General features: G+C 49.8%; 9 protein-coding genes and 1 pseudogene. 5 read left to right on the forward strand and 5 right to left on the reverse strand.

The annotated features are described in order from the left end of the window. Together H6G62_RS25620 and H6G62_RS25625 are read right to left on the reverse strand one after the other, a co-directional pair. Window positions 1-520, reverse strand: a pseudogene (locus H6G62_RS25620) (IS630 family transposase); the annotation flags it as partial. Between the two features lie 92 nt (window positions 521-612). Beyond that, window positions 613-846: a YgiT-type zinc finger protein gene (locus H6G62_RS25625; protein WP_190500479.1), complete on the reverse strand. Its 234-nt coding sequence runs from the start codon at window positions 844-846 to the stop codon at window positions 613-615. 104 nt (window positions 847-950) lie between these two features. Between H6G62_RS25625 and H6G62_RS25630 the strand changes: the two genes are divergently transcribed. Further along, entirely contained in the window at window positions 951-1,196 is a 246-nt protein-coding gene (locus H6G62_RS25630) for a UPF0175 family protein (protein ID WP_190500481.1), read from the forward strand. A 52-nt stretch (window positions 1,197-1,248) separates the two neighbouring features. Here the strand turns inward: H6G62_RS25630 and H6G62_RS25635 are convergent, their stop codons facing one another. Further along, on the reverse strand, window positions 1,249-1,623 hold the full coding sequence (locus H6G62_RS25635; protein WP_190500483.1) for a HepT-like ribonuclease domain-containing protein: 375 nt from the start codon (window positions 1,621-1,623) through the stop codon (window positions 1,249-1,251). Then, window positions 1,616-1,939 (reverse strand): nucleotidyltransferase domain-containing protein, encoded by a 324-nt coding sequence (locus H6G62_RS25640; protein ID WP_190500485.1) that lies wholly within the window; start codon window positions 1,937-1,939, stop codon window positions 1,616-1,618. The genes H6G62_RS25635 and H6G62_RS25640 overlap by 8 nt, the downstream gene beginning before the upstream one ends. Before the next feature lie 213 nt (window positions 1,940-2,152). Here H6G62_RS25640 and H6G62_RS25645 point away from each other — a divergent pair, with 213 nt between their 5' ends. From H6G62_RS25645 to gltD, 4 genes are all read left to right on the forward strand, one after another. After that, window positions 2,153-2,416, forward strand: coding sequence for a hypothetical protein (locus tag H6G62_RS25645; RefSeq protein WP_242052281.1), 264 nt, complete (start codon window positions 2,153-2,155; stop codon window positions 2,414-2,416). Then, window positions 2,406-2,816, forward strand: a complete 411-nt coding sequence (locus H6G62_RS25650; RefSeq protein ID WP_190500487.1) for a putative toxin-antitoxin system toxin component, PIN family — start codon at window positions 2,406-2,408, stop codon at window positions 2,814-2,816. The genes H6G62_RS25645 and H6G62_RS25650 overlap by 11 nt, the downstream gene beginning before the upstream one ends. After that, window positions 2,813-3,466 (forward strand): peptidase M15, encoded by a 654-nt coding sequence (locus H6G62_RS25655; protein WP_190500488.1) that lies wholly within the window; start codon window positions 2,813-2,815, stop codon window positions 3,464-3,466. Before H6G62_RS25650 ends, H6G62_RS25655 begins: the two co-directional genes overlap by 4 nt. A gap of 164 nt (window positions 3,467-3,630) precedes the next feature. Further along, window positions 3,631-5,115, forward strand: a complete 1,485-nt coding sequence (gltD, locus tag H6G62_RS25660) for a glutamate synthase small subunit (RefSeq protein ID WP_190500490.1) — start codon at window positions 3,631-3,633, stop codon at window positions 5,113-5,115. A gap of 215 nt (window positions 5,116-5,330) precedes the next feature. On the opposite strand, the gene H6G62_RS25665 is transcribed toward gltD, so the two are convergent. Beyond that, the coding region (locus H6G62_RS25665) for a transposase (protein WP_190500492.1) at window positions 5,331-5,853 on the reverse strand (523 nt) is incomplete at its 5' end.

Genomic DNA, 5,853 nt, shown 5'->3' on the forward strand with positions numbered 1-5,853 from the left:
TTCGCAATGCGAATATACTCTTCTAACTTGGCCTTAAAGAGCTTTCTCTGTTCCGGATCTTGCTTGGCCTCAAGGCTATACTTTGACCAGATATATACATATTTTTTTTGACTAATATCCGTCGGACTTGACTACCGCTCAACTTTATTCCCGTCTCTTTCTCAAGATGAGATGCCAATCTCTCGGCGGTCCATGTCCCAAACGCATAACCGTAATCTTGAGGCTCTTTATCAATGACTTCTATCAGTAAGTCAATATACTCATCCGTTGCCTTATGATAGTTGCCTTTCATTCGGTCATCGATCAAACTATCTAACTTGCTCGGATCTCCATGGGTGCTCCAGTAGGCCACCTTCCGCAAGGAGCATCCGATTAAGTCCGCGATCTCTTGTTGAGTCCTGCCGTCATTGCGCAGTAGCCGTATTAGAATGCGCTCTCGAATGTCAGGGTGTTCATGGAACTTCAACTGCTTCTGAAGCTCTTGCTTTTCCTCTGACGTTAGATAGTTTCTGACTCCCATGGCTTATTCCAGAATTTTAATGTATTATACGCAGTTTAGATGACTAACAGCTTATGCTAAATCTTTCTCCGTGGGCAAAGCAGCCATAGGTGTCATGCTGCGCTGCTTGAGTAGTTATAAACAGGAACTTGCACAAAGTGATCGAGTTCTGCTTGTTCTAAAATCGTTTTCTGCAAGCGTTCTACTGTAGATGGAAAGAAAAACTGTTCACCCGTTTCTTCATTGACACAGGCAGGCACATTTTCGATCACAATCACTTGACCGTTCAAATTTAGGGTATAGGTAACTTGCTTTTCGACTAAGGTTTCTTGCCATTTAGCTGTCATTATCAGATTATCTCCGTAACGCTATCAAACGCGCTGTTCTCTCCTGGTCAAGCCAATCACTGCCTTAGAGGTGTAGAATATCGAGAATAGTCGGGAGTATAGCCATGAGTGTTGTCGTCCCTAACGAGATTCTAACCCTAACCCGCATGACTGAGGCCGAGATGCGTCAAGAAATCGCAATCATGCTCTTTCAACGCGAGAAACTGACCCTGGCTCAAGCCAGTCGTTTTGCAGATATGCACCGTGTCGCTTTTCAACATTTGCTGGCTAGTCGCCATATCCCAGTTCACTATGGGGTGGAGGATTTTGAACAGGATCTTCAAAACCTAAAGGAGATGGGGCGATTGTGATTATTGTCAGTGATACATCACCCATCAATAATCTTGTGGCTATAGATACTCTTCATTGGTTCAAATCTTGAATCATCCGGCGCACTGTTTCAATCAGCAGGGGAATATCATCTCTGCATATGTTGTAAATTTGCTGTTCGTCTACTTCAAAATAAACGTGGGCAAGAATATTTCGTAGCCCCATAATTTCTTGCCAAGGAACTTGAGGATAGTTCGTCAAGAACTTCCCCTCTGTTTTTTGATGAATTTGCTTAAAAGCCTCTCCAACAGCTAACAGAACCATGCAAATAGAATCAAGATGTTCAAGCCCTGACTCTGTATTGCAAAAGTCTTGTGGTTCAGCAATGCTCTCGAATCGTTTTGGGATGCGTTCTAGAGTCGTAAGAATTTGTTGAAGCCGTTCTATCAAAAGATCGTTGTCAGACATAGATGGCTTCTCTATCTAAACGAGCCTTCAAACCAGGATTCATGTTCTCACGATAGCGAATGACATCTACCGAGCGGTTGAGAAGCTCTACTAAATCTAGTCGCAGTCTTGATGTCAGCAGCAGGTTTGGATAGTCTGTTTTGAAGACAATATCAATATCGCTGTCAGGGCCAGCCTCGCCACGGGCGTAGGAACCAAAGTAGCCTAGGGCCGTGAGGTGAAGACTTTCTCCCCGCTGTGATTTAAACTCTCGCAAAAGCTGTTTCAGTTCCTCTTGGGAAATGGTGGGTTGGCTTTTTGTGGGTAAAATGGACATAGCGTTGCTTGCAGCCATCATCGCTATTGTAGCGCCTTCTCTAGGGCATTTTGCCAGAGCCACCCAAGCAGGGGGATGGCCACAAACGGTAACGGCAGATACATTGCTGCCACGGTCAGATGGCGAAAGGTAACAACTCGTTAACGTGACCTAAAGAGATTCTAGGATTTTTGGGAAGACCTAAAAGCTGGGGCTTATAATAGGCTACTGTCGTTGACTCTACAGCGTTTGTCTAACTCCATTGGCCCGATGGAAACTAAAACGATTCAAATTCGAGTGAGTGCAGAGGTGGCTGAGCAGTTTGAGGCGGCTTCTGAGGAAGATCGCAGAAAAATGGAGGCACTTTTAAGTCTGTACCTTGATGACCTAACTCAGGAAAAACCGTCCTTGGAAGAAATCATGGAGTCTATGAGCGATTATGCTCAGTCTAAAGAGCTGACCCCTGAGATTTTAGAATCCATTTTAAATGACGCTTAGTCGATTTGTTCTAGACACCAATGTACTGGTTAGTGCTGCTTTGTTCACTCAGAGCAAACCAGCCACAGTATTGAGGCGTGTTCAAGATTCAGGTGTTTTGCTGATCTCTGTGGAGATCCTAAACGAGTTGAAAGAAGTTTTAAAGAGAGAGAAGTTTGATCGGTATGTCACAAAATCTTTCAGGCGAAACTTTCAGATTGTGCTAACTCGTCGTTCAACATTGATTGAGCCTCAGCCTACTGTCAATATTTGTCATGATCCAAAAGATAATCATATTCTAGACTTAGCCATCAGTGGCCAAGCAAACTTTATCATTACAGGTGATGATGACCTTTTGGTTCTGAATCCGTTTGAAGATATTGTAATTTTAACTCCTGATGACTGGCTGAAGATTCAATGAAAAAGCCCCAAACCGTAAAAGCTCTTGAGGACTTTGGCAGAGTCAGGCTCTCCAAAAGTTTTTTCATGCGGGAATTTCTGTATTCTGAGATTTCCCAAATTGAAGGAATACCTAATATTCCCGATAATCCAGACTTGGCGATTGAGGCTGGTCGAAATCTTTGCGAGAAAGTTTTGGAACCGATTCAAGACGCCTTAGGACGGATTGCGATTCGATCCGCCTATCGATCCTGCGCAGTGAACGCTAAGGGTGCAGAGAATAAGAATCAATATAACTGCTCTAGTAATGAGGCCAGTTATGCTAACCATATTTGGGATATGAGGGACAGTGACGGCTATATGGGAGCAACAGCCTGTATTGTGGTGAACTCGTTTATCCCATTCTATGAGCGCACCCAAGATTGGACAGCCCTAGCCTGGTGGGTTCACGATCACATTCCGGCCTATGCCAGCATGGTTTTCTTCCCTAAATATGCGGCCTTCAATATCTCTTGGCATGAGAGTCCAGATTATCCAAAGTTTATCTCTAGCCATTTTCCCAATCCCCACACTGGTAAGAAAGGCTATTTAACAAAACAGGGCATGGATAATTTTGAAGGCGATCACAGTGACTTTTACAAATCTTTCTTAATGGATTTAAAGCCCAAATAAAAGTCTGTAGGGTGCATTCGCGGCTCATTACTCGTAGCTAATCATCCAGATTACACTTTTGAGCCGCAATGCACCGCGCAAGAAATCTCATCATGGTGCATTGCTTCGCGAATGCACCCTACAAAGAACCTTTAATTATCAATATCAACTTCAGGACAAACATCATGGGAAAACCGACGGGATTTATGGAATATCTGCGGGAAGTGGCGCAAGAGGTGGCCCCCGCTGATCGCATTCGAAATTGGGACGAATTTCACCTGGCTATGCCAGAGGAAAATTTGCGTACCCAGGGGGCGCGGTGTATGGATTGCGGCACGCCCTTTTGCCATACGGGTATGACCATCAGCGGCATGGCTAGCGGCTGCCCGATTAACAATTTGATCCCCGAATGGAACGATTTGGTCTATCGCGGCCTGTGGGAAGAAGCCCTGGAGCGGCTGCACAAAACCAACAATTTCCCGGAATTTACCGGGCGGGTTTGCCCCGCTCCCTGTGAGGGTTCCTGCGTTTTGGGCATCACCAGCCCCCCGGTGACGATTAAAAACATTGAGTATTCCATTGCCGAAAAGGGCTGGGAATCGGGCTGGATTACCCCCACCCCACCGAAGCAGCGCACGGGCAAAAAAGTGGCGGTGATTGGCTCTGGGCCTGCGGGGTTGGCGGCGGCGGCGCAGCTTAATTCGGCGGGCCATTGGGTGACGGTGTACGAGCGGGCCGACCGTCCTGGTGGGCTGCTGATGTACGGCATCCCCAACATGAAGCTGGACAAAAAAGAAGTGGTGCAGCGGCGGCTGGATGTCCTCGAAGCTGAGGGCGTCACCTTTGTCTGCAATACCGAAGTGGGCAAAGACATCGCCGCCGAAACCCTGATGCAGGACTTCGATGCGGTGCTGCTCTGCACGGGTTCCACCAAGCCGCGAGATTTGCCCATCGAAGGGCGCGAGTTGAAGGGCATCCACTTTGCCATGGAATTTTTGACCGAAAACACCCGTACCGTCCTGGATGGCCAGCCGACCCCTGGATTCATCTCAGCGGCGGGTAAGGATGTGGTGATCATCGGCGGCGGCGACACCGGGACGGACTGCGTGGGCACCTCCCTTCGCCACGGCTGCAACGGCGTCACCCAGGTGGAAATCATGCCCCAGCCGCCGGACAGCCGCGCCGCCAACAACCCCTGGCCCGAATGGCCCAAGGTCTACAAGATGGACTACGGCCAAGAGGAAGCCGCCGCCCAGTTTGGGGCCGATCCCCGCACCTACCTGACCACCGCCACCAAGTTCGAGGGCGACGAGAATGGCCATGTGAAGGCTGTCCACACCGTCCAAATTCAGTGGGGCAAGGACGAAAACGGGCGCTTTGTGCCCCAGCCCATCCCCGGCACCGAGCAGGTGGTGCCCGCCCAGTTGGTGCTGCTGGCCATGGGATTCCTGGGGCCAGAACAGCCCCTGATTGATGCCCTGGGCCTAGAAAAAGATGCCCGCAGCAACGTCAAAGCCCAGCACGAGCAATACACCACCTCGATCCCCGGAGTCTTTGCGGCGGGGGATTGCCGTCGAGGCCAAAGCCTGGTGGTGTGGGCCATCAACGAGGGTCGTGGTGCCGCACGGGAATGCGACCGCTACCTAATGGGGCGCACGGAATTGCCCTAACTCGCTGACTCAGAAACCGGGTTTCTGGCCTCAAATGCTGGCCTAGCCATTGATAGTGGTTAAAAGAAACCCAGTTTCTCGCTGCCTATGAACAATACATCCAAGACCGACTGGGGCAGAACTGATGCCATGACCGATGACGACATTGACACGTCAGATATTCCGCCGTTGGATGAAGCGTTTTTTGTTAAGGCAAAGTGTAAAGATTCAGGGGGCTACGCCGCCAAAGGGGTTTCATCCTCAGTAGAGGGTTGAGGCCGTAGGTCAGGGTGCTCGTGCCCAAAGCGTTCGGCCTGAATGGCCTGGGTCAAGAAGTCCAACCCATCGCGCTGTTGGGCCTGCAAGGAGGTGACCACCGTTAACATACGGGCGACAAACTCACTGCCTGCCTGGGATTGAGCGCCAAAACTGGTGCGCCGCCAAATCACGGCGGGACGCAAGGCGCGTTCTGCCGCATTGTTGGTGGGTTCAACGCCGACCCGCTCGACAAACGTCCATAGGGCCGGTTCAATGGCCAGGATCTGTCGGCAGGTGCGCACGGTTTTGGCGAGTGGGGTCTTTTCCTGGGGGCCAATGTCGTAGTTGGCGGCCTCTTGAAGCCATCGGTTGACCTCCGCCTGGACGGGTTGAACCGCCTGACGAAAGGCTTCGTGGGTGAGGGTGCCGTCTCGCACCTGATACCAGAGGTGAAACAGCGTTTTCTCTGCTGCCAGCCAGCCTTCGCCTATCGCTTGAGAC

The organism is Phormidium sp. FACHB-1136, assembly GCF_014697375.1.
Lineage (GTDB): Bacteria > Cyanobacteriota > Cyanobacteriia > Phormidesmidales > Phormidesmidaceae > Nodosilinea.